Annotated in this window: 1 rRNA gene; it reads left to right on the top strand. The window is 38.3% G+C overall.

Annotated features, from left to right (window positions below):
* Window positions 1-557: 557 nt before the first annotated feature.
* Window positions 558-687, top strand: a 23S ribosomal RNA gene (locus AC1DLM_RS35465); the annotation flags it as partial.

Here is a 687-nt window from a genome sequence, read left to right as displayed (position 1 = left end):
TTGATAAGACCAGTCAAGTGATATATAGGGATCTTTAATCGTAGATTAAAGTCTCTCATTATTCACACAAATCGCTTACTCACTCGTGTTCAGTTTTGAAAGAGCAATCTTTCAAACATACCGATATTTCTGAAATAACAGGAAAAACTCCAGTTAATTTCGAGGGATTAGGGGATTTAAGTGAAATAACAGGAAAATATGTAGTTAATTTGATCGCTTTTGGTCTAATTCAGACTTTAAGCCTGAAATAACTGTAGAATTTCCAGTTAAATGCTTAAAACCAACTTATTCATCAAAATTAACTACAGGAAATCCAGTTAAATCGAAATATGGCACAAACGGTTGACAACCTACATCGCTTCGCGAATGTAAAGGTTGCAAAGTTGTTCCTTGAAAACTAGATAACGAAACTATTGCAATTATCCTTTGCGAAGCTTAGGAGAATTGTCAAGTAAACGTAAAGTAAGAACTTAGGTTGCTTGATCTTTGGATCATGCAAAAATCTTTAACTCTTTCAATTAGGAGAGACTTTTGCTACGCAAAAGATCCCTATAAATGGTTAAGCTAGAAAGAGCACACGGAGGATGCCTAGGCACTAGGAGCCGAAGAAGGACGTGGCGAACGACGAAATGCCTCGGGGAGCCGTAAGCAGGCTTTGATCCGGGGATGTCCGAATGGGGGAACCCA

The sequence above is a fragment of the Paenibacillus sp. 01T442 genome (assembly GCF_056398345.1).
This window is presented reverse-complemented; position numbering and strand designations above follow the sequence as displayed.